This window comes from Pseudomonas putida (assembly GCA_041879295.1).
GTDB lineage: Bacteria > Pseudomonadota > Gammaproteobacteria > Pseudomonadales > Pseudomonadaceae > Aquipseudomonas > Aquipseudomonas putida_Y.
The window spans coordinates 782,227-803,987 of the sequence record CP047152.1; the positions used below are offsets into that span (position 1 = coordinate 782,227).

15 protein-coding genes and 3 pseudogenes are annotated in these 21,761 nt (G+C 58.3%); 8 read left to right on the top strand and 10 right to left on the bottom strand.

Annotation, left to right across the window (positions count from 1 at the left end):
- Positions 1-30 precede the first annotated feature (30 nt).
- The 4 genes from GST84_03645 to GST84_03660 are packed head-to-tail and all read left to right on the top strand — an operon-like array spanning position 31 to position 4,752.
- Positions 31-1,128 carry an AI-2E family transporter gene (locus GST84_03645; GenBank protein XGB11497.1) on the top strand — a complete coding sequence of 366 codons (1,098 nt, stop codon included), beginning with the start codon at positions 31-33 and terminating at the stop codon, positions 1,126-1,128.
- Positions 1,129-1,131: 3 nt separating this feature from the next.
- Positions 1,132-2,646, top strand: a complete 1,515-nt coding sequence (locus GST84_03650; protein ID XGB11498.1) for an efflux transporter outer membrane subunit — start codon at positions 1,132-1,134, stop codon at positions 2,644-2,646.
- A complete protein-coding gene (locus GST84_03655) occupies positions 2,643-3,740 on the top strand; it encodes a biotin/lipoyl-binding protein (GenBank protein ID XGB11499.1) in 1,098 nt (365 codons plus the stop codon). The genes GST84_03650 and GST84_03655 overlap by 4 nt, the downstream gene beginning before the upstream one ends.
- Positions 3,730-4,752: a DUF2955 domain-containing protein gene (locus tag GST84_03660; protein XGB11500.1), complete on the top strand. Its 1,023-nt coding sequence runs from the start codon at positions 3,730-3,732 to the stop codon at positions 4,750-4,752. The genes GST84_03655 and GST84_03660 overlap by 11 nt, the downstream gene beginning before the upstream one ends.
- Positions 4,753-4,770: 18 nt before the next feature.
- Here GST84_03660 and sulP read toward each other — a convergent pair whose 3' ends face one another.
- The 4 genes from sulP to GST84_03680 all read right to left on the bottom strand — a co-directional run bounded on the left by sulP (position 4,771) and on the right by GST84_03680 (position 9,343).
- Positions 4,771-6,483, bottom strand: coding sequence for a sulfate permease (gene sulP, locus GST84_03665; GenBank protein ID XGB11501.1), 1,713 nt, complete (start codon positions 6,481-6,483; stop codon positions 4,771-4,773).
- Positions 6,484-6,900: 417 nt separating this feature from the next.
- The gene (locus GST84_03670; protein ID XGB11502.1) at positions 6,901-7,869 is read right to left on the bottom strand and encodes a DUF932 domain-containing protein; all 969 of its coding nucleotides are present in this window, start codon (positions 7,867-7,869) and stop codon (positions 6,901-6,903) included.
- Positions 7,870-7,980: 111 nt separating this feature from the next.
- Positions 7,981-8,304: a hypothetical protein gene (locus GST84_03675; GenBank protein ID XGB11503.1), complete on the bottom strand. Its 324-nt coding sequence runs from the start codon at positions 8,302-8,304 to the stop codon at positions 7,981-7,983.
- Between the two features lie 190 nt (positions 8,305-8,494).
- Complete coding sequence (locus GST84_03680; GenBank protein XGB11504.1) at positions 8,495-9,343, bottom strand: hypothetical protein; 849 nt, start codon at positions 9,341-9,343, stop codon at positions 8,495-8,497.
- Positions 9,344-9,665: 322 nt separating this feature from the next.
- On the opposite strand from GST84_03680, the gene GST84_03685 reads away from it, so the two are divergent.
- The 3 genes and pseudogenes from GST84_03685 to GST84_03695 all read left to right on the top strand — a co-directional run bounded on the left by GST84_03685 (position 9,666) and on the right by GST84_03695 (position 11,899).
- Entirely contained in the window at positions 9,666-9,866 is a 201-nt protein-coding gene (locus GST84_03685; protein ID XGB11505.1) for an AlpA family phage regulatory protein, read from the top strand.
- Between the two features lie 535 nt (positions 9,867-10,401).
- The gene (locus GST84_03690; protein ID XGB11506.1) at positions 10,402-11,058 is read left to right on the top strand and encodes an inovirus-type Gp2 protein; all 657 of its coding nucleotides are present in this window, start codon (positions 10,402-10,404) and stop codon (positions 11,056-11,058) included.
- Between the two features lie 217 nt (positions 11,059-11,275).
- Positions 11,276-11,899, top strand: a pseudogene (locus tag GST84_03695) (IS21 family transposase).
- 129 nt (positions 11,900-12,028) lie between these two features.
- Here the strand turns inward: GST84_03695 and GST84_03700 are convergent.
- Both GST84_03700 and GST84_03705 read right to left on the bottom strand, forming a co-directional pair.
- Positions 12,029-12,784 carry an ATP-binding protein gene (locus GST84_03700; GenBank protein XGB11507.1) on the bottom strand — a complete coding sequence of 252 codons (756 nt, stop codon included), beginning with the start codon at positions 12,782-12,784 and terminating at the stop codon, positions 12,029-12,031.
- 17 nt (positions 12,785-12,801) lie between these two features.
- The gene (locus GST84_03705) at positions 12,802-14,316 is read right to left on the bottom strand and encodes an IS21-like element IS1491 family transposase (GenBank protein XGB11508.1); all 1,515 of its coding nucleotides are present in this window, start codon (positions 14,314-14,316) and stop codon (positions 12,802-12,804) included.
- A 204-nt stretch (positions 14,317-14,520) separates the two neighbouring features.
- Between GST84_03705 and GST84_03710 the strand changes: the two are divergent.
- Positions 14,521-15,041 (top strand): annotated as a pseudogene (locus GST84_03710) (IS21 family transposase).
- On the opposite strand, the pseudogene GST84_03715 reads toward GST84_03710, so the two are convergent.
- From GST84_03715 to srpB, 4 genes and pseudogenes are all read right to left on the bottom strand, one after another.
- Positions 15,041-16,382: pseudogene (locus GST84_03715) on the bottom strand (IS21 family transposase). The pseudogenes GST84_03710 and GST84_03715 overlap by 1 nt on opposite strands.
- A 101-nt stretch (positions 16,383-16,483) precedes the next feature.
- Positions 16,484-16,792 (bottom strand): LysR family transcriptional regulator, encoded by a 309-nt coding sequence (locus tag GST84_03720; protein XGB11509.1) that lies wholly within the window; start codon positions 16,790-16,792, stop codon positions 16,484-16,486.
- Positions 16,793-17,207: 415 nt separating this feature from the next.
- Positions 17,208-18,620: a solvent efflux RND transporter outer membrane subunit SrpC gene (gene srpC, locus GST84_03725; GenBank protein ID XGB11510.1), complete on the bottom strand. Its 1,413-nt coding sequence runs from the start codon at positions 18,618-18,620 to the stop codon at positions 17,208-17,210.
- The gene (gene srpB / locus GST84_03730; GenBank protein ID XGB11511.1) at positions 18,610-21,759 is read right to left on the bottom strand and encodes a solvent efflux RND transporter permease subunit SrpB; all 3,150 of its coding nucleotides are present in this window, start codon (positions 21,757-21,759) and stop codon (positions 18,610-18,612) included. The genes srpC and srpB overlap by 11 nt, the downstream gene beginning before the upstream one ends.
- Between the last annotated feature and the right edge of the window lie 2 nt (positions 21,760-21,761).

Genomic DNA, 21,761 nt, shown 5'->3' on the forward strand with positions numbered 1-21,761 from the left:
GCTGGCGCATTGGGTATCGGGAGGTGAGTCATGCAGTCGAGTTTCAAGCTGGACAGCGCCCTTTCGCGGGGCTTGCTCGATGTGCTCATCAAGGCCGGTCTGGTGGCAGCCTTGGTGATCTTCGCCTTCCAGGTGTTTCAGCCGTTCCTGGAGTTGATGATGTGGGCGGTGATCCTGGCGGTTACGTTGTACCCATTGCATTGCCGTATCCAGCGCCGCACCGGGCTCAAGCAAGGCTATGTGGCGACGCTGGTGGTGCTATTGGTTCTGGTGCTGCTGTTGGTGCCTATCTACCTGGTGATGATGTCGATTGGCGAATCGGTAAACAGCCTGGTGACGCTGCTCAAGAGCGGCGCCTGGAGCGTGCCGGTCCCGCCTGATTCCGTGGCGACCTGGCCACTGATCGGGCCGAAGGTGCATGCGCTGTGGTTGGCGGCCTCCGAAAACATGGCCAGTGTACTGAACCAGTGGATGCCCCAGATCAAGGGGGCCGGGCTAACGGTGCTGGGCGCTGCGGCCAGCGCCGGCGGGGCCTTCCTGCTGTTCATCGGCGCGATCATCATTTCCGGGGTCATCATGGCCTTCGGTGATCGCGGTGAAATCGCTGCGCAGCGTATCGCCATGCGGGTATCAGGCGAAGAGCGCGGTAAACCCTTGGCCACGCTGTGCACGGCCACCATTCGCGCGGTGGCGCAAGGGGTGATTGGCATTGCCTTCATCCAGATGTTGCTGATCGGTGTCGGCTTTGTCGTCAAAGGGGTTCCCGGTGCCGGGATGCTGGCCATCGTCATCCTCATGCTGGGCATTGCACAGGCCCCGGCGACGCTGGTGACCTTGCCGGTGATCATTTATGTGTTCAACGCCGAAGGCTTCACGGTGGCGACCATCATTTTTGCCGTCTACACCTTTGTCGCCGGCCTTGCCGACAACGTGCTCAAGCCGCTGCTGCTGGGACGCGGGGTCGATGTACCAATGCCGGTGGTACTGATTGGCGCATTGGGCGGCATGGTGGTCAAAGGCATCATCGGCTTGTTCATCGGCCCGGTAATCCTCGGCGTGGCGTACGTGCTGTTCTGGCAATGGGTTGCGCTGCAGGTGCCGGAGCAACCGGCACCCCCTGCCGCCTGAGCCATGCCCAACCGCTGCTATGGCCTGGGGCTGCTGATGGTGCTGGCCGGTTGCACTCAGGTTGGTCCGGATTTCGAGAAGCCCCAAGCACCGTGGCTGGACGGCTGGAGCACGCCAATGCTGGAGCAGGCAGGGCGCAGCGCGGCGGCGCCCGACCTGCGCCAGTGGTGGGCGGTGTTTGCCGACCCGACGCTGGACACGCTGATAGCCGAGGCCGACGCCAACAACACCAACCTGCGCGTGGCTGGCCTGCGTATCGCTGAAGCCCGTGCCCAGTTGGCCATCGTGCAGACCGGGCGTTATCCGCAGCTGCAGCAACTGAGTGCGCAAAGCCTGTACCTGAAGCAGAATCAGTCTGGTACGCCTTCGGCCCGTGATTCGGTGTTCTGGCAATCCAGCGTGGGCTTCGACATCGGCTGGGAAATTGACTTCTGGGGCCGCTTCAGTCGCGCCATCGAAAGCGCCGATGCCGTCTATTTCGCCTCCCAGGCCAACTACGCCGATGCCATGCTGCTGCTGCGTGCGCAAGTGGCCGACACCTACTTTGCCCTGCGTACCGCCGAGGCGCGGCTGGCTATCGCACAAGAGAACGCCAAGCGTCAGGCGCGTAGCCTGGAGATCACCGAGCGGTTGTTCCGCCACGGCGAAAATGACGAACTCGACTGGCAGCAGGCGCGTACTCAATACCTGGCGACTCTGGCCACCATTCCCGAGTTCGAGAACCAGCTCAACGCCCTGCGCAATGTGCTGTGTTCGCTGCTCGGCCGCCCGCCCGGGCCGCTGCCGCAACTGGAGGCCGGCCGTGGCCAACTGCCCTTGCCAGAGCGGGCAGTGTTGCAGGATGTACCTGCCAGCCTGCTGCAGCGCCGCCCGGACATTCGCGCCGCCGAGCAGGCTGTGGCGGCACAGTCGGCGCTGGTCGGGGTGGCCGAGGCCGATCTTTATCCACAACTGAACTTGCTCGGCAGTATCGGCTGGACCTTTCTATCTGCCAATCATTTGCCCGACACCTTCGACCTGGCTGCTGGCCCAAGCCTGATCTGGAACCCGTTCGACTATGGCCGGCGCAAGAACACCGTACGCGTGGAAGATGCCCGCTTGCAGCAACTGATCGAGTTGTACCAGCAGGGCGTGCGCGAAGCCGCCCGTGAGGCCGACGATGCAGCCAGCGGGCTGGTGCGCTCGCTGCAGAGTGCAACCATTCGCGACCAGGCCTCTCAGGCTGCGCAACGCTCGCTGAATCTGGCCAGCTCGCAGTACCGCGAAGGCTTCGCCGATTTTCAGCGGGTGCTCGATGCTCAGCAACTGCTGTTGCAGCAACAGGACGGTTACCTGGTCAGCCGTGGCAACGCAGTCAGCAGCCTGGTGACCTTGTACAAGGCCCTGGGTGGAGGTTGGGACGCCAGCCGCGCGCCGATCGACCCAGCCACCCGCCAACAAATGCAACAACGCACCGACTGGGGCGAGTTGCTCGACGAGCCAGCCCCCACCGCGCATGCACAAGGTGAAACCGAATGAGCGACGCCACGCCAACGCCGCCCCCGTCAGCCCCGGATCGCGGCATGCGCTGGGTGCTGCTGCTGATTGCCATCAGCCTGCTCTGGTACTTGCTGGCTGACCGCTTTACGCCATATACCCAGCAAGCCCGCCTGCAGGCTTACGTGGTCCCGGTGGCCGCCGAAGTGGCCGGGCAGATCAAGCGTGTGGCCGTGGGCAACAACCAGGAGGTGCGGCAGGGCGATGTGCTGTTCGAACTCGATCAGGAGCAATACCGCATTGCCTTGGCCCGTGCCGAAGCCGACCTCGATACCGTGCGCCGGCAGATCGGGGCCAGTACCGCCGGCATCGATTCGGCGCAGGCAGCGTTGTTGGCAGCCCAGGCCAATGAGCGCAAGGCGCGGCAGGATGCCGAGCGCCTTAAACGGTTGATTGACGAAGACCCCGGTACGGTGTCGGTGCGCCGCCTGGAAGGCGCCCAGGCCAACCGCGACCAGGCCATCAGCCAAGTGGCGGCAGCCCGTGCTGAGGTGGAGCGCGCCCGTGAGCAGCAGGGCGGGGCACAGGAAGACAACGCCCAGCTGCGCAGTGCTGCGGCTAATGTGGAAAAGGCTCGCCTGGACCTTGCTCGTACCGTGGTGCGTGCCGACGCGAACGGGCTGATCACCGACTTGCGCACAGACGTTGGCCATTATGTCGGGGCGGGTAGCCCGATGATGACCCTGATCAGTATCCATGACGTGTGGATAAGTGCCGACATGACCGAGAACAACCTCGGTCGCTTGCGCCCTGAAACCCCGGTGCTGGTGGTGCTCGATGCGCTACCTGGCACCGTGTTGAAGGGGCGCATACGCAGCATTGGCTACGGCGTTAGCGTGGGGCAGAGCACGCCGCCGGGTACGCTGCCGACCGTGAAGAACAGCCGCGAATGGCTGCGTTCGGCGCAGCGTTTCCCGGTTATTGTGGAGCTGGAGCGCGACCAGCTTCAGGACAAGACCGTGCTGCGGGTCGGTGGTCAGGCCGAGGTCATGGCCCTGCCCAGCGAAGGTAACCCAATGAACCTGCTGGGCCGATTGTTCATGTGGCTGATGAGCTGGCTGTCGTATGCCTATTGAATTGCGCCGCCTGCGCGCACTGCGCCTGGCCTGGGGCGTGGCGCTGTGCCTGGCGGTGAGCTTTGGTATCGGCTTGCCGGTGCCGATCCTGGCGCCGGTGTTCGCGGTGCTGTTGCTGGCCATGCGCAGCCAGCCATTGCCCCTGCGCGCGGCGCCGGCCCTGGCGCTACTGGTGCTGCTCGCTTGCGGCAGCGGGTTGCTGCTGATTCCGTTGTTGCGCCATGCTCCGTTGGCCGGGGTGTTACTGGTCGGGGTGGGGGTTTTCCTGACCTTGCGCTATGCCCTGAAGGGCGGCAACGGCCTGCTGGCCAACCTGCTGGTGGTCGGCCTGACCATGATCGCCGCTGCTGGCACCAGTGACTTCACCCTGGCACTGTCGGTGGTCGAAGCGCTGGCCAAAGGCATGCTGCTGGCAGTGCTGGGCACGTCGGTGGCGCATACGTTGTTCCCCGAACCTGCCAATGCGCCAGCACAGCCGGTGCCGCCGCTGCTGGGCAGCGAGCATGTCAGCTGGGTGGCGCTGCGTGCCACGCTGATCGTGATGCCGGCCTTTCTGCTGGCATTGATCGCCCCTGACCAGTACATGCCGTTGATCATGAAGGCCGTGAGCGTGGGGCAACAAGCCGGTGAAACCCGCGCGCGGCGCGCCAGCCGCGAGCTGATCGGTTCAACCTTGCTTGCCGGGGTGTTGGCGATAGTGCTGTGGGTGGCGCTGAGCCTGTTCGTTCACCTGTGGATGTTCTTCTTGTGGGTATTGCTGTTTGCCCTCTGGCAGGCTCGACGCCTGTACCAGGCGGTGCTGAGCCGGCAGGGCCCGGCGTACTGGGTCAGTTGCCTGACGACCATGCTGATCTTGCTGGGGCAGTCGGTGCAGGACAGTGCTGCCGGGCAGGATGTGTACAAGGCGTTTGCGGTGCGTATGGCGCTGTTTCTGGCGGTATCGGTGTATGCCAGCGGCATGTTGATCTGGATTGACCGACTTCGGAGTCGGCGCGGGCTTCTTAGCGGTTAAGCCCGGCTCCCAGGGAATTCAGGGTTGCCAATCAACCCCACTCTCTTCCAGATAGGCATCCACCGCTGCGCCTACCGTCGGATGAAAGGCTTTCTCCCCTATAGGCTCGAACAACTCGAACTGCCGCATCTTGTCCTTCACCGGGTCCTTCATTTCGGCAAACTGCAGCTCCACCCCTCGCGCTTCCAGTGCCCGGTCCAGCTCGGCCAGCATGTCCGCCGAAGTGATATCGATGCTGGTCACGGGCTCAGCGGCAATCACCACCCGCTGCACAGGCGTTGGCGACGCGTCCACCGCCGCCATCACTGTGTTCTGGAACTGCTCGGCGTTGGCAAAGAACAACGGCGCGTCCCAGCGCAGCAGCACCAGCCCTGGAATACGCCGGGCTTGTGGATAACGCTGTATGTCATGGTATCCGCGCAGCCCATCGGCCCGGCCGAGCACCGCGTAGTGCGGCCGCCAGCCATCCCACAGGAACTCGATCACCGACACCGCTACAGCAATGCCAATACCGGGAATGGCGCCAAACACCGCTACGCCGACAAAGCAGGTGAACGACAGCCAGAACTCCCACTGCTGCATGCGGAAGATACGCTTGAGGTCGGCAAATTCGAACAACCCCAGTGCAGCGGCAATCACCACCGCAGCCAAAGCGCTGTTGGGCAGGTGCTGCATCAGATTGGGCGCTACCAGCAGCAACAGGGTCACCGCCAGGGCGCCGATGATGCCGGTGAGTTGGGTCTGCGAGCCGGCAGCTTCGGCCACTGGAGTGCGCGATGAACTGCTGCTGATCGGGATGCCCTGGAACAGCCCGGAGGCCAGGTTGGCCACGCCCAGGCCGAACATTTCCTGGTTGGGGTTTACCCGCATCTTGAGGCGCGCGGCATAGGAGCGCGACAGCACACTGGTGTCGGCGAACGAAACCAGCGCCACGGCAATCCCGCCCAGTAGCACCTCGACCAGATCAATGTCACTTACCCAAGGGAAGACGAAGCCGGGCAGGCCCTGGGGCAATTGCCCGAGTACCTTGACGCCCATCTGATCAAGGTTGAACAGGCTCACTGCCAGCGTCGCCAGTACCACGGCGATCAGGATGCCTGGCAGGCGCTTGAACGGTTTGAGCAGCAGAATCAGCCCCAGGCTACCGGCACCCACGATGAAGCTTGGCCAGTGCCCTTGGCCGGCGAAAAGCGCCTGGCCCAGGTACCAAAGGTCGCGCAAGGGCCCTTCGCTGTCGACTTTGATGCCGAACAGCTTGGGCAACTGGCTGATCAATACGGTCAGGGCGATGCCGTTCATGTATCCATAGCGGATGGGCTTGGACAGCAACTCGGTGATAAAGCCCAGGCGAAACAGCCCGGCAATCACACAGAACGCCCCGGCGACCAGTGCCATCATGCTGGCGATGGCGATCGCCCGCTGCGGGTCGCTGGCGGCGTACTGCACCACCACAGCCAGGATAGGCGCGGCCAGCGCCGAGTCCGGGCCCAGCACCAGGATGCGGCTGGGACCGAACAGGGCATAGGCCAGCAGGGGGATGATGGTGGCGTACAGACCATAGATGCCGGGGACGCCGGAAGCCTCGGCGTAGGCGATGCCCACAGGTACCAGCATGGTGGTGAGTACCAGGCCGGCGGCGATGTCCTTGGGTAGCCAGGCTGCCTTGTAGTGGAGCAGGGTGACCAGGCCGGGTAACCAGCGTTGCCAGTCGAAACGAGTGGGGTGGGGCATGGTGTCGGCTCTGGGCGAGAAGGGCGCTGAACCTCAGCTTAGATGCTGGGGGCGGGGCCCGCTTTGTGGCCCGTTGCGACACAAGGCCGCCCCTGCACAGGGCGCATGTCCGGGCAAAACAAAACCCCTTGAAGCGCAAGCCTCAAGGGGTTTGTGTGTGCTGCAGGTTACCGCTTAGACGTTAGATGGTAAGTATTGGGTTCCAGGCCAAGCTCTGTAGCCTCTGAGGCGAATTACGAAGTTATATGTACCCTGTTTTATACCCGGTTTTGAATTTGTAGGTGGTTTGTGTCGCACACCTGGTAGTGTGGAAAGGACTGCGAATGCTGCTGCCTGGTGGAGGGCCTAGCTTTCGGCTATTACCACGCAGGAATAAACGCTCGGTCTGCGCGAGGCTGACCGAGCGTAAGCAAGTGGTCAAGCGACCAATTGCAGGGCGGTATCCAGAGCGCGTTGCTTGATCTGCGCGCCCTGCCCGAACCAGGCTGAGTCCAGCCGGTACTCAATGCTACGCGCACGACGTTCGTGGTCGACATATTCGGTCACCGCGTTGAGCAGCCCCCAAGCAGTGCCGCGAGCTGAGTCCAATTGGCTGCCTCGTCCACGTCCTTCGTACAGCTCCTGCACTTTGCGCAAGGCGCGCTCATTCGGCAGAACTTCTGGCAAGTTGCCGGTCGGTGAGGTTTCGCACATCACGTTCATGAAAAACCCCAAGGCCTCATGCCACTGCACTTTGCGTTCGGCCAGAGCACGCATGCGATACATGAAGTCTTCCCATTGCGAGACGGCGATGCCGAGTTGCTTCTTTACCGCCTTCGGATCAAAGCGGGTGTTGTGCGGCACCTTGATCGCACGAGTAGTACCGTCCAAAGCGACAGTGAGGGTGTTGTTGCACACCACGCGCACAGTGGTCGGCGTTGCCGTCGTGGCCAATGTACCGTCGCAGGACGTGGCCAACAGCAGGTAACCGTTGACCTGGTCGTTGCCCTTAAGGGTAGACCCTTGCCCGGTACGTGCCAGCGCCCAGAACTTACGACCGCCCTTGAGCACGCCGGCTGTTTCCAGCTCGTAGCCGGAGAGCTCGGTCAGGTCGCGGTAGAACTCCAAGACCTCCCGAGGTTGTACCGTGTGATAGCGCTGGGAAACCACCGACAACGGTGCCTTGGTGTCTGAGCGGTAGAGGACCTTTTGTTCAGGGAAGGAGTGAATGGCCCCCAGGTGGCCGACGGCATCCGACTTGAAGTGCACAGGGCTTTCCAAGATTTGCCAGTTCATACCGGCTTCGCGCTGCCAGAGTTCAATGGATTGTTTATGCGGCAGATTGTTGCCCAGGCCGTGCCAGGGGGTAGTCCCAACATAAGCCATTTGTTCGATTTGATGAGCCATGGGAGATATTCCTTTGAGCAATAGCCGGCATAAAGCGCTGCGCATTGCACAGCACCGGCAGAAATAGGGAGTGGAAAGGGGGCGTATAAGCGGAATAGGGATCGCGGGGCGTCAGTCGTAGAGGCTGAACTCGTGCCCACATTCCAGGCACTGGTAATTGTTCAACACTCTCTCATCGATTTGAGAGCCAATCGCTGCACCAGCTACCGCTCCGGTCGCGCCACCTACGAGCCCTCCGAAGATGGCTCCGGTAATACCGCCCAGGGCAATGCCGACAGGGCCGGCAAAAGCACCGACAGTCGCGCCAGCCTCGGCACCTGCTAGTACGCTGGACACGCCACTGGCGGCACCACCAATCGATCCGATGACACCACCGGCCTTTTTGCCGAGATCCTTCGTTGCAATGCGTGCAGAACTACATACGGGACAGTTCATGAGAGAAATTTTCCTATATCAGGCCGATTTAACCGCGGGAGAAGGCCTACTGCTAGGCCTTCAAATTAATGATATAGGTTTGAAAATTATTTGAATCTAATTTGCTGGTGGTATCTGGCTGAGAGTGGTTGCCTTCTTAGCATTGATAGACTTGGTGTTGGTATGTTTCGGTCGTTATGGCTGGTTTGGGCTAAGTGTTGCGAAGCAGTTTAGAGTTTTGCAGCTTTTCTGAGATGTATAAGCCTTTTTCAGTTTCTATCTCTACGAGTATTTCTAGTGCTCGAGCTCGACTGATTTCGTGTTGTTCTGAAATTTTGTCTAGCATCTCGATGGTCTTGTCTGACAGGACAAAGTTATACTGTGACTTGCCCTTTAGGGTGCTTCTGTACTTTCTTTGGTTCCATAGTTTTTTAATTTTCCCAATATAAAGTTCTTCTTTCTCGCTGGTGTAATTCGCGTTGTCGAAAAAGATCAGTAGGTCTTCATATGTTTCGATGGGAGTGCGGAAGATGGTGAGGTATGTGTTCTTTTGTAGCCACTCGTAAGCGAGAGAGCATTTTTGGTTGTCGTCTTTAAACCATGAGTATTTTTTGTCGTGGGCTTTGTGGTCGCGCCACCGCTGCTCCAGACTTTTGATTAGAGATGTCTTTTCGGTAAGGTCTCGTTCCCAGACGTCAAGTACTGCTATAGGGAGATCCTTTCCAGAAAGATTGAATGGGAAGTTAAATTGACTGTGGTTGGTTGAGCTTTGAATTTCTTTTGTTAGCCATTCCACTAGTCGACGTTCGTTCGTGATCCACTCTAGATGTTTCTTGGGGATGAGTTGCTCTCGTCTTTTTTGCAGTAGTGGATCGACCTTCCATCTGTTCGCTTGGAGGTATCGAGCCATCTTGTTTCGCATTCCATGGTCTGGGAGTGCTTCTTTATTGAAACTTTGTTCGAAGAAAACGAGTGTGTACCAAAGCCATATGTCATGGCGCTCGCTGTACTCGGAATCGCCGAGAACCTGGCTTAACTCATCGTTGTAACGTATCGCCATACTAAGATCGCTCTATGCAAACTCACGGGTTAAGCTAGATTTACCCTATCGTGATTATTGAGTCAATCTAGATTTACTCTAGTAGTACAGAATTCTCTTTGGTACACGATTTAACTGGGTCTGTATGTGTGTTTGTGGCTATTTTCGTTTGAAAAAGGCAAGTCCTCTGAGACGAGTATGATCCCCCAGAAGGGTGCTGAGGGTAGGAGGCAATGGACGGATGGCGAGAGGGCAGCGTGCCGACAAGGTGTGGGGTGGGTTCGTCGTCCGTCAAATTTTACTGGCCTTGCCAATCCTCTGGACGAATACAGGAGCTACGTTCATGAGGATAATCCGCCTGAAAGAGGTCATGGATCTTACTGGTCTTTCCCGATCCACGATTTATAAGTACATCGCAGAAGGTCAGTTTCCAGTTCCGGTGCCGTTAGGGGATCGATGCGTCGGCTGGCTAGAAAGAGAAGTTCACGACTGGATTCTCGCTAAGGTGGCTGAGCGTGATAAAGCTTTAGGCCTGGCTAGCTGATAATTTGCGTTGACGAGTATAGTCGCCCTCATGATCCGGTTGATGTCGGATCATGATGGTTTTTTGCCGGAGTTAAATGAGTGAGGTGTTTGCTGGTTTTTATAATGGGTTGGTCGGTATTGGTGGGTAATGTGTTGTCATTTTGTTTTCGGTATGGGTAGTATGCTTTTATTAAGTAACTATCAATTATGCTGTTAGAGCGGCTAATACTTGCTTCTGGTGATGGCTGTCTGTATCTATATCCATCATGATGTGGGAGTGGCTAATGCCTGCTCATACTACTGAATATCTGTATCTATCCAATGCCTAGCATGGTGTTGGCTATCTGAAGTTTATCTACCTCCTGGCAAACACCTTGGCGGCTAGAATCTACCCATTGCTTCACATGCTACCCAAGCACTTATCTCCCTAGTGATTCTCTCTTCAGGCTAGGTGATGTGTAGGATGTTTGGGTAGGGATGGTTGGCACCGTGTAACTCGTAAATAAATACCACGCTTGCTGAGTATATGAGTCTTAGCAAAGAGAGTGGTTACCATGCTGCGTCATCCCGATAACACCAACCTTCACATCCACACTGGTGATCTGTTTGAAGGTCTTCCAGTCATGATCGAGAAGGGGCCGTTTGTAACTGAGTACCTGACTGCATTGAAACGCGCCGTTGATAACACGCTGAACCAGTATCCGAGGCTATTGGGCTTTAGAATTGATCTACGTCTGCCAGTCGGTATCAACTTGCCTGATTATGCATACACCAATCAGGTCATCAGCAGGTTTATTGAATCCTTCAAGGCCAAGATCGAGCACAACCGACTGAAGGCCCGTGAGCGGTATCCCTACGCTCATGGATGTAAGGTCCGTTACGTATGGGCTAGGGAGGAGGGGACAGGGCACCGTCCGCATTATCACGTTCTGATTCTGCTGAATCGAGATGCCTTCTACACGGTGGGGAAACTGCAATCTGATAATGCCAACATGATCAGCCGCTTGCAGGAGGCGTGGGCCAGTGCCTTGAGGCTGCAGGTCGATCAGGTGGCAGGTCTGGTCGAGGTCCCGGACAACCCGGCGTACAGAGTGGATCGTGAGAACTGGGGAGCGTTGTCCGACCTGTTCCATCGTGCCAGTTACCTGTGCAAGGTCGCCTCCAAAGCCTATGGAAATGGCCAGCATGGCTTCGGATGCAGTCGAGGTTGATGCAGCTACTGCTGAGACCCTGGATTGTTAGACTGCGAACTCTGGCCTAGTTGAGCTATTGACCGGGCTGGAGATCGTCGCGATGCTCCAGATTGTTGCCGCTGACCGAAAACTGACCCATTAAAGGCTGTTCTGCCGACTGAAAACTGACCCAGGTGTTCAACTGCTTCTGCTCACTTTCCGAGCAGGAGAACACCAGGTGATCAGCATGGAAATGATGGGAAAAATTCGGCGGATGTACTTCCGCGACAAGCTTTCGCTTCACCAGATAGCGAAGCGTACCGGGCTGTCCAGAAACACTATCCGAAAGTGGATCAGAGCCCCCGAAACCAAACAGCCGGTGTACCAGCGGCAAGCCGCTTTCAACAAGCTCAGTCCTTTCCACGAAATACTGGAGCAGGCACTCAAAGCCGATTCGCTTCGGGCCAAACACAACCGCAGAACCGCCAAGGCTCTCTTCGAGCAGATCAAAGCCGAGGGCTACGACGGCGGCTACAGCCAACTGACCGCATTCATCCGCGCGTGGCGCGGCGAGCAAGGAAAATCCTTGCGAGCCTTTGTGCCGTTGACGTTCGCGTTGGGCGAGGCTTTCCAGTTCGACTGGAGTGAAGAAGGTCTGCTGATCGGTGGGCTGTTCAGGCGGATCCAGGTCTCCCACATGAAGCTCTGTGCCAGCCGCGCATTTTGGCTGGTGGCCTATCCCAGCCAAGGTCACGAGATGCTGTTTGACGCTCATACTCGCTCGTTTGAGGCATTGGGCGGCGTTCCTCGTCGCGGCATTTACGACAACATGAAAACGGCGGTCGACAAGGTCAGCAAAGGCAAAGGACGGACGGTCAACGTGCGGATTCCACGCCATCCGGCCACCCAGTCCGCTCTCATCTGGCCAGGCATTCCAGGGCCATCTGGCCACCTGTTCCACGGCCATCCGGCCGGGCAGTCGGAGCGCAGCGACGCAGGGGTGGCATTGTTAGTCCGGGTTGGCTGGCGTCGTCAATTTCTGCGTCCGTTTGCGCATTGATTCACCCTTCAGATTGATCCGGTAAGCGTTGTGCACCAGGCGGTCGAGGATAGCGTCGGCCAGGGTCGGATCGCCGATCAGTTCGTGCCAGTTGTCCACCGGCATCTGGCTGGTAACGATGGTCGAGCGCTGGCCGTAGCGGTCGTCCAGTAGCTCCAGCATGTCGCGCCGCTGTTCGGCGGTGAACGGGGCCAAGCCCCAGTCATCGAGGATCAGCAGGTCGGTCTTGGCGTAGCTGCTCATCAGCTTGGCGAAGCGCCCGTCGCCATGGGCCAGACCCAGTTCTTCCAGCAAACGCGGCAAGCGCAGGTAACGCACGCTGTAGCCTTCTCGGCAGGCCTGGTGGGCCAGGGCGCAGGCCAGCCAGGTTTTACCGACACCGGTGGGGCCGCCGATGATCAGGTTGAGGCCGTCGCGTAGCCACTGGCCGCCGCTCAGTTGCAGGATCAGCGCCTTATCCAGCCCGCGCGGGCTGCGGTAGTCGATGTCTTCGAGGCAGGCGTTGTGCTTGAGCCGGGCCTGGCGCAGGCGGCTGCTCAGGCGCTTGTCGTCGCGTTCAGTCAGCTCGCGGTCGACCAGCAGGCCGAGGCGTTCCTCGAAGCTCAGGCTGTCGATGTCCGGGGTTTTCAGTTGTTCGTTCAGCGCCTTGAGCATGCCGTGCAGGCGCAGGGTTTGCAGCTTGTCCAGGGTCGGATGGGGCAGCATGGTGGGATTCCTTGTGTTCAGTGGTAGTAGCCGGGGCCGCGCAGGTTGGCGTGGTCGTCCGGCAGCAGGGGCAGGTGCTGCTGGGCCAGCGGCAGGTTCTCCAGCCCCTGGCGCAGGATCGATTCGAGGCTCTTGTAGCTGCACGTGCCGAGGCTGATGGCGCGACGGCAGGCCAACTCCAGGCGCACTTCGCCGTGGGTTTTGCCCAGGCGCAGGATGCCCAGGCAGGCCCGGTAGCCCTGCTGCGGATGGATGCGCCGTTCGAGGATGTGCCGGATCACGCCGGCGGTGTTCGGCCCGGTCTGCTCGGCCCAGCGGATCAGCCGTTGTGGCGTCCACTCGGCATGCTCGCGATGGCTCTTGGGCATGTGCTCGGCCTGCGTGCTGTGCCGGCCCTTGTGCATTGAGCGCAGGTGGCTGGCCACTCGCTGGTTGGCGTGGAAACACTCGACGGTGCGCGCCGTCAGGCGCACCTCCAGCTGCTTCTTCACCAGTTGATACGGCACCGAGTAGTAATGCCCATCGACCTCGACGTGGTAGTCGATGTGCACCCGCGCTTTCTTCCACTCGGCGTAGACGTAGGGTTGCTCCGGCAGGGGGCGCAGCGCCGGACGATCCAGGCTGTCGAAGGCCGTCTGGCGCGAGCCCGGCAGCTTCTTGAACGGGCGTTGGTTGAGCCGCTCCAGCAACACGGAGATGGCGCTGTTGAGTTCGTCCAAGGAGAAGAACTGACGGTTGCGCAGGGCCGCGAGGATCCAACGCTCGACCACCTGCACGCCGACTTCGGCCTTGGCCTTGTCGCGCGGTTTGCGTGCCCGCGCCGGCACCACCGCCACTCCGTAGTGCTCGGCAAGGTCGCGGTAGCTGGGGTTGATGTCCGGCTCGTAACGATGGGCCTTGCTCACCGCGCTGCGCAGGTTGTCCGGCACCACGATCTCCGGCACGCCGCCGAGGAAGGCGAAGCAACGGGTATGCGAGCCTAGCCAGTCCGGCAGCTGCTGCGACCAGGTGGCTTCGGCGAAGGTGTAGCTGGACGCGCCGAGCACCGCGACGAACACCTGCGCCTGGCGGATCTCGCCGCTGTGGCGGTCGATAACCGGCACCGTCTGGCCGGCATAGTCGACGAACAGCTTCTCGCCGACGCGGTGCTCCTGACGCATCACCACGTCCAGCTTGCCCTGCCAGGCCCGGTAGTGCTCACAGAACCAGCTGTACTGAAAGCCCTGCGGCTGGCTCAGGCGGTACTCCTGCCAGAGCAGCGCCAGGGTCACCCCGGGGCGGCGCAGTTCGGCATGCACCCATGCCCAATCGGGTAAAGGCCGCTTCTCGCTGGCAACCGCCGGGGCCGGCGGGAACAGTTGCTGCTCCAACTCGGCATCGGACAACGAACAGGGCCAACTGAGACCACTGGCGGCAAAACGATTGAGGTAGTCGCCGACGGTGACACGACCGACCTGCACGCTGACCGCAATCTGGCGAGCTGATAGTCCGACCTCGAACTTGAGACGTAGTACTTCGCGAATCTTACGCATGGATAAACGCTCCACGACGACCTCTCTGCTTCGAAAAAGAGGTCGATGGTAGTGAAGAAATCCTGCGTAGCTGCCTGCCCGGTTGAGTGGCCGGATGGCCGTGGAATCAGTGGCCGGATGCGCGTGGAATGGGTGGCCGGATCAGCGTGGAATCGGTGGTCAGATGCTCATGGAATGGGTGGCCAGATGACCGTGGAATCCGCAGTCAACGCCCGTTTTGCCGTGATGTGCTCGCATTATTTATTCGATCCAGACTTCTGCAACGTAGCCTCAGGTTGGGAAAAAGGGATCGTCGAGAAGAACGTCCAAGACAATCGGCGACGTATCTGGCTCGATGCTCAAGACTGCCTGTTTCATACCTTCGATGAGCTGAATGTCTGGCTCGGCCAGCGCTGCCGAACTCTCTGGAGCGAGCTGCCGCACCGCAATACAAAGGGCTTACGGTGGCAGATGTCCTGGAGCTGGAACGGGTGGAAATGATGCCTATGCCCAGCGCTTTCGACGGTTATGTAGAACGCACGGTTCGCGTTTCCAGCACCTGTCTGATCAACGTGGCGCGCAATCGTTACTCGGTGCCTTGCGAACTCGTCGGTCAGTGGGCCAGTAGCCGTTTATACCCTTCGCGGGTTGTGGTCGTTGCTGATGAGACAACTATCGCCAGTCATGAGCGGCTTTTTGATCGAGACCAGGTCAGCTACGACTGGCAGCACTACATGCCGTTGATCGCGCTCAAGCTGCCGGACTCAAGCACCAGTTCCACGGCCACCAAAACGGAGTCCAGACCGGTAATGGGCACCGCAGCCAAGACTTGGGTCATGACGCGATCACCGTTCACATGACGCCGCAGGCCACGCTTGAGCAGGCGCAATGGCTTGGGCAAATCGGCAAACGGAGCGCCATTGCGCAGGGCTCCCGGTTTGCGCTCAATGAGGGGGATGTAGTGCTGCCAGTCGTAGCTGACCTGATCGCGATCAAACAGGCGCTCGTGGCTGGCAATCACACCATCATCGGCAATCACGACGATCCGCGAGGGATAGAGCCGACTGCTGACCCACTGGCCAACACGCTCACAGGGTACTGAATAGCGGTTGCGAGCCACGTTGATCAGACAGGTGCTGGAAACGCGAACCGTGCGTTCTACATAACCGTCGAAAGGCGTCGGCATCGGCATCATTTCGACGCGCTCCAGTTCCAAGACTTCTGCGACGGTGAGGCCGTTGTACTGCGGATGGATCAGCTCTTGCCACAGAGCCCGACAGCGCTGGGCAAGCCAGGCATTCAACTCTTCGAAGCTATGGAAAGTATTGTCGCGGGCGGACAGCCAGATGCGGCGTCGACTGTCTTGGACATTCTTTTCGACGATACCTTTTTTCCCAGCCGGACGCTACGTTGCAGAAGTCCGGGTCGAACAGGTAGTGCGAGCACATCACCATGAAGCGAGCATTGACCGTGCGGCCTTTACCCTTGGAGACCCTGTCGACCGCCGTTTTCATGTTGTCGTAGATGCCGCGACGCGGCACGCCGCCCAAGGCGGCGAATGAGCGGGTATGGGCATCGAACAGCATTTCATGTCCTTGGCTGGGATAGGCCACTAGCCAGAAGGCTCGGCTGGCACATAGCTTCATGTGCGCGACCTGGACACGTCGGAAAACACCGCCAATCAGCAGGCCTTCCTCGCTCCAATCGAACTGGAAGGCCTCGCCCAACGCGAACGCCAACGGCACAAATGCCCGTACCACCTTGCCTTGCTCTCCGCGCCAATGACGAACGAAGGCAGTGACCTGGCTGTAGCCGCCGTCATAGCCTTCAGCGCGGATCATGGCCAGCAGCGCCTTGGCGCTGCGGCGATGCTGCTTGGCCCTCAAGGCATCAGCCCGCAGCGCCTGTTCCAGAAGGTCGTGAAAGGGACTGAGCTTGTTGAACACGGCTCGACGTTGATAAACCGGCTGCTTGGACTCCGACGCTCTTACCCATTTTCGGATGGTGTTGCGCGACAGTCCGGTGCGCTTGGCTATCTCATGCAACGACAGCTTGTCGCGGAAATACATCCGCCGAATTTTGCCCATCATTTCCATGCTGATCACCCTGTGTTCTCCTGCTCAAAAATTGAGCAGGTGCAGTGGAACACCTGGGTCAGTTTTCAGTCAGCACAACGGGCGAAACTGGGTCAGTTTTCGGTCAGCGGCAACACGCTTTCTTTATCTACGCTAGCAAGCGCCTCCTGCAAAGTGCTGAGGGCAGGTCCTAGAGCGGTTGCAAGCTGGTCTGCGCGTTCTGTCGGTGTCCAAGCCCGCTTACCCAAAAAGAGCTCATCACCAAATCGTTTGCGAAGCTTAGCTATGGTATTGCTGATAGCTGGTTGTTTTACACCCAAGCGCTCAGAAGCCCGAGTCACTCCCCCTTCTTGATATACCACCAAGAAAGTAATCAGGCTGTTTAAATCTACATCCAGTAGCGCTTTTTCAGGATTCTGCATGTTGCCCTCGCATTTCATTATCCATGAACAATGCTCTAAAGGAGATGCCTCGGCAATGGGAGGTCAAGCAATCAGTCAATGCTGCGAAACTTGAGCTTGAAAAATGATCTATCATATCTTTCTCATTGTCCCGGAAGCCGCTAATGATCATCGAACTGAAGTACTTGTTCAGCGCGATTATCGTATAGCTCATACACCCCGGCGCAGTGCGAAGCACGTTAACCAGGTCGTCTACGGCTAAAAGTACATCATCGTCAGGGCGGTCTTCGAAGCGAACCTCTAACGCGCTTGCTGATATCAACCCCATTGCTAATACTCCCGATTTAAAATCGACGATAATTCGCCACTTCAGTTCGAAAAATATTTCAATATTTGAAATCTAGGGCAGCGCTACTGCTAGCCGCTGCCCAGGATCTTAGTTTTGACTCACGCTCCAGCCGCCCCCGAGGGCTTTGTAAAGCTGGACTTCACTATTGATTTGATCGAGCTGATCATTCAATAGCTTCTGTTGTGAGGAAAACAGTTCGCGTTGAGCATCCAGCACTGTCAAATAGCTATCGACGCCCTGGTCATAGCGCTGCTGGGCCAAGCTGAAATAGGCTTTATAATTATCAACCAGCTCGCTTTGAGCACTGAGCTGTTTGCCGTAAGTTCCCCTCGCAGCGAGTCCGTCGGCTACCTCTCGGAAAGCGGTTTGGATACTCTTCTCGTAGGTCGCTACGCCCACATCCTTCTGAAGCTCAGCGTAATCGAGATTGGCTCGCAGCTTTCCTGCGTTAAAAATCGGCACGCTGATTTGTGGAGCGAAGCTCCAGCTGTCAGATCCGCTGTTGAACAGTCCATCAAGATCGCTGCTGGCTGAGCCCGCTGAAGCTGTCAGGCTAATGCGTGGAAAAAATGCCGCACGAGCTGCGCCGATATTTGCGTTCGCGGCCATAAGTTGATGTTCAGCAGAACGGATGTCCGGTCTGTTCAGCAGCAGATCAGCTGGTAGCCCAGCTGGAACCTTCCCTAGGGCGCTCATGGCCAGTGGCGAGTTTTTTGGCAAATCCGTTGGAATCTTGCTGCCCAGCAACAATTCCAGTGCATTCACATCCTGCGCTATTCGACGGGTGTACAAGGCCTGCTGGGCCTGGGCTTGGTTCACCAAAGTCCTGGCCTGACGAACATCTAGCTCCGACGAGGTTCCTGCCCAAGCACTCGACTCGATCATTGCCAAGCTTTCAACGTAGCTGGTCAGCGTCGCTTCGGTCAGCTCCAAGAGCGCTTGGTCGGTTCGCCACAGAAAATAGGTGGTTGCCACATCGCCTATGAGTGCGATCTGAACGCTGCGCTGCGCCTCCTCAGTAGCGAGGTATTTTTCAAGTGCTTGGTTCGACAAGCTTCGGATTCGGCCAAATAAGTCCAACTCGTAGGCAGTCACCAAGCCTACTTGGTACTGGCTATCGATCCGAGAATCGCCGGTGGGGGATAAATCGTCAGGCAAGCGGGTTCGATTTCCAGAGGCTTGGCCATCAAGTGTGGGAAACCGCTCTGCTCGTTGGATCCGGTACAGCGCTCTGTAGGATTCAACATTTTTGGCAGCGATTCGAAGATCTCTGTTGTTCTCTAGTGCTGCATCGAGGAGGCGGACCAGCGCTGGATCTTTAAAAAACTCTTTTGCCTTGGGGAGAGCCGTCGCGATACTGCGTTGGTCTCCCTGCCCGCCGTAGGCCTGGCCCGTTGGCCATTGTGCCTGCATCGGTGCGGCTGGCTGCTGATAGTCGGGGATCAAGCTGCATCCGCCGAGCATCAGCAAAGCAAACATGGGGAGTGACTTAAACTTCATGAGTCACCTCCTTGACCGCGTTTGGCTTTCTTTTCATGAGCCCCTCGAAAAGCTTGACAACTACTACGTAGAACAGCGGAACAAAGAAGACAGCCAGCACCGTTGCTGTGATCATGCCTCCGACGACGCCGGTAGCAATGGAGTGCTGGCTGCCAGCGCCTGCGCCGGATGCTATGGCCATCGGCAGCACACCGAAGGTGAATGCCAGCGAGGTCATCAATATCGGACGCAAACGCAGCTTGGCGGCCTCTATCGCAGCTTTGACGATCGGATAACCCTCCTTCTCATACAGCTCTTTGGCGAACTCTACGATCAGGATGGCGTTCTTGGCGGACAAGCCAACCGTGGTCATCAAGCCCACCTGGAAGTACACATCTGCCGTCAGGTCGCGCCAAAGCGTTGCCAGCACCGCGCCCAAAATACCCAGAGGAACAACCATGATCACTGAGACCGGTACCGACCAGCTCTCATACAGAGCGGCCAGGCACAGGAAAACGATCAGCACAGTCAACGCATAGAGCAATGGTGCCTGGTCGCCAGTTTGGATTTCTTCATATGAGAGACCGGTGTAGCTCAGGCCAATGCCGGCAGGCAGTTGTTGCATGATTTCAGCGATAGCTATCATCGCGTCACCCGTGCTGTATCCAGGGGCTGGCTCGCCGAGGATGTTCAGGGACGAAATGCCACCGTAGCGCTCCAGCTTCGGTGAGCCGTTCACCCACTCACCGGTTGCAAACGCCGAGAACGGAACCATCTGGCCCAGGCTATTGCGCACGTACCATTTATCGAAGTCCTCAGGGGAGATTCGCGAGATGTCTTCGCCCTGGACGTACACCCGTTTGACCCGGCCGCGGTCGATGAAGTCGTTGACATACATCGAGCCCCAGGCTGCCGACATCGTTTCGTTGATGGACGCGATGCTTACTTGCAGCGCACGGGCCTTTTCGTCATCGATGTTCACCTGGAATTGCGGCTCGTCGTCCTTGCCGTTTGGACGAACTGCCTGGAGCTTAGGGTTCTGGCTTGCCAGTTGCAGGAATTGGTTTCGAGCTGCCATCAATGCTTCGTGGCCTAGACCGAGGTTGTCCTGCAGATACAAGTTGAAGCCCATCGCGTTGCCCATTTCCAGAATGGCTGGAGGGACGAACGCCATGACGCTGGCATCTTTGATCTTGGCAAAATGCTGATTAGCCCGTTGCGCGATGCTGAATACGTCTTGCCCAGCACCGTGACGCTCCTTCCAGTCCTTGAAGGTGATCAGCACCAGCCCCGAGTTCTGACCACGACCAGCAAAGTTGAAGCCATTCACCGTCATGAAGTGCTCAACCAATGCACCTTCATCATTGGCCAAGTAGTCTCGCACCTCTTGAAGCACACCCTCGGTACGTTCAGCGGAAGCGTTTGCCGGTGTACGCACCTCGATCATCATCAAGCCCTGATCCTCGTTGGGCAGGAATGCCTTAGGGATCTGGGTGAACAGATAGCCGGTTCCTCCGGTGATGAGCAAGAACGCAAGCAGGTACCTACCGCGCCCCTTCAGCATTGCGCCGACGCCTCGCTCGAACCGCCGCGTGCCGCGGTCGAAGATGCGGTTAAACCAGCCGAAGAAGCCCTTTCTCTCGTGGTGTGAATTACCCTCCGGAGCTTTGAGAATGGTCACGCAAAGTGCTGGGGTGAACACAAGAGCGACCAAGATCGAAAGCCCCATGCAGACTACGATGGTGATCGCAAATTGTTGATAGATGATGCCAGCGGAGCCACCAAAGAAGGCCATGGGTACGAATACAGCCGACAGCACCATGCCGATGCCCACCAAGGCCCCTGAAATCTGATCCATCGACTTGCGGGTAGCCTCAAGAGGCGACAAGCCCTCGTCATGCATGAGCCGCTCAACGTTCTCGACCACGACGATTGCATCGTCGACCAGCAAGCCGATAGCCAGCACCATGGCATACATGGTGAGCACGTTGATATTCAGGCCGAAGTACGGCAAAAGGGCGAAAGTGGCGAGCAGCACCACTGGAACTGCCAGGGTGGGGATCAGTGTGGCCCGGAAGCTCTGCAGGAACAGATACATGACCAGGAAGACCAGTACCACCGCCTCAAAGATCGTGTGTACTACCGACTCAATCGAGGCCTCAACAACCGGTGTCGTATCGTAGGGATAAATGACCTCCACGCCGTCTGGCAAGTAGGCCTTTTGCTGCTCCATCAGCTTTTTGACCGCGTCTACGGTTTCCAGCAGATTGCCGCCGGTGGACAAGCGCAGCGCCAGGCTTGCGGTTGGCGAGTCCTTGTACTGCGCGGAAATGGCGAAGCTGTCAGCCCCAAGTTCCGCACGACCAACATCCTTCACTCGTACCTGCGAGCCATCCGGGTTTACCTTGACCAGAATCTCATCGAACTGGCTAGGCGTGGTCATGCGCGTCTTGCCCAGAACGGTCGCATTCAGCTGGACGCCTGAGCGAGTTGGTAATCCACCCAACTGGCCGGAGGACACCTGAACGTTCTGCTCTCGGATAGCGCTGGCGACGTCAGTGGGCGTCAGCTGATAGCTATTGAGCTTGCCTGGGTCCAGCCAGATACGCATGGCATAAGGCGAGCCAAACAGCTGGAAATCGCCGACGCCTGGGATGCGCGAAATGGGGTCCTGGAGCTGTGACGCGATCAGGTTGCCCAGGTCGAAGTTATCGAGCTTGCCCGAACGATCCACCAAGCTCATGACCAGGAAGAAGTTCATCTGGTACTTCACTACACGAAGACCCTGACGCTGAACCTCTTCCGGCAAACGAGGTGTTGCCAGCTGCAGCTTGTTCTGCACCTGAACCTGTGCGATATCCGGATCGGTTCCCTGTTCAAAGGTCACGATGATGGTCATGCTGCCGTCAGAGGCGCTCTCTGCCGACATGTATCGGAACCCATCCAGCCCACTGAGCTGCTGCTCAATGACCTGAACCACTGTGTCCTGCACGGTTTGTGCAGAAGCACCTGGGTAGCTGACTTGGATCGAAACGGCAGGGGCCGCGATGTTTGGATATTGGCTAATGGGCATTTTCGCCAGAGACAGCGCACCGGCAAGCATGGCCACGATAGCGAGAACCCAGGCAAAAATCGGCCTGTCGATAAAGAAACGAGACATGA